The 1,593-nt window shown below is 60.3% G+C and carries 2 protein-coding genes; both read right to left on the minus strand.

All coding sequences use genetic code 11. From position 1 onward, the window contains the following. On the minus strand, positions 1-552 hold a 552-nt coding region (locus A2J01_RS06645), incomplete at its 3' end, for a TetR/AcrR family transcriptional regulator (protein WP_064112358.1). A 141-nt stretch (positions 553-693) separates the two neighbouring features. After that, on the minus strand, positions 694-1,593 hold a 900-nt coding region (locus A2J01_RS06650), incomplete at its 5' end, for an MFS transporter (protein ID WP_156519197.1).

Genomic DNA, 1,593 nt, shown 5'->3' on the forward strand with positions numbered 1-1,593 from the left:
GAGGCACTGCACGCTGGTGCCGTCGTGCACTGCAACCAATGCCCGTCCCAACGCCGTCGGGTCGCCGACGATTGTTCGCCCGACATCGCTGAGTGCGGACTCCACGATGGGCAACAGGGTGCGAAGGATCGCGTCTTCACGGTCGGCAAGGGCTTTGCGAAGTGCCGGGTTACGGAGCGCGTGGGCTGTGAATTCCGCGTTGATCCGGTACCACTGCGGGTCGACCGGAACCACCGCCACGATCCGGGCGACAGCGGCATGGATGTCGACGATGTTACCGGCGGTGATCGACTCCGTCGCCAGCCGTAGATCGGCGAGCATTGATGCAGATCGCTGCTCCCACATCGCGAAGAACAATTCGTCGAGTGAATCGAAGTTGGAGTAGAACGCGCCTCGGGAGTATCCGGCGCGTTCGCAGATCTGCTCGACCGTGGCGTGCCCGAACCCGGATTCGGAGAAGACATCTGCAGCCGCGCCGAGCAGACGCTGCCGGGTCTGACCACGGCGTTTGGTGACACGCTTGGCCGGCGAGTTGTCCGTTCCAGTCGTCATCGGCGCCTCCGTCAGGGTGGGACCCCAAACGATACACCGATGTATCCGATGCGCAGGCGTATCTCGATCTGTTCTTCTTCGCAGGTATTTCTATACATATCTAGTAAATGTGCAAGAGAGGTGAATATTCAGATGTGATCGCTACAGATGCAGATCACGCTTCCTGATCGCCGCAGTGGCGACGACGCTGATCGCCGAGGTGGCCACCAGATATCCACAGGCCAGCCACGGTGAACCGCCGGTGGCGCCGATCAGTGCAGTCAGGATCAGAGGTGTGACGCCGGAGGCGTAGATACCAGAGAACTGATAGACGACCGACAACCCGGTGTACCGGATTTCTGTGGGGTAGAGGCTCGCATACAGCGTTCCCTGGGCGCCGTAGAACAAGGCATGAATCACTCCGAAGACCACGACCATCGCGACTCCGAAGAGCAGGAGATTCTCGGTACCGAACAGTGCGAAGGCGGGGAAGATCGCGAGGCCGTACGCGGCGATGCCCACGATGTAGACCCGTTGCGGGCCGAACCGATCAGCGAGTGAACCGGAAAACGGCAGCAAGATCGCCATCACTACTGCGGCCACGGTGACCACAAGAAGTACCGGAACCTTTTCGAAATGCAGAGTCTTGGTTGCATACGTGATTGCAAAGACGCCCCAGGTGTTGAACGCGGCGCCCTCGCCCCAGCGAGACAGCATGCCCAGTACGGTGTTTCGCGCGACTCTTCCTTGAAAGACTTCCCTGAGCGGGGCGGATGAGCGCTGTTCGAGGTCGCGAACGGCCTGAAATGCCGGCGTCTCGTCGACCTTCAAACGGACCACCAACCCCACGATCACGAGTACCAAGCTCAGAACAAAGGCTATGCGCCAGCCGAAACGGAGAAACTGTTCGTCGTCGAAGACCGTTTGAAGTAGTGCGAACATTCCTGTGCCCAAAGCCAAGCCGAGAGCCAGTCCGATCTGCGGGATGCTGCCGAACAGCCCGCGCTTCTTCTCCGGACTGTGTTCGACCGCCAGAAGAACGGCTCCGGCCCACTCACCACC

The sequence above is a fragment of the Rhodococcus sp. EPR-134 genome, from assembly GCF_001647205.1.
Taxonomy (GTDB): Bacteria; Actinomycetota; Actinomycetes; order Mycobacteriales; family Mycobacteriaceae; genus Rhodococcus_F; species Rhodococcus_F qingshengii.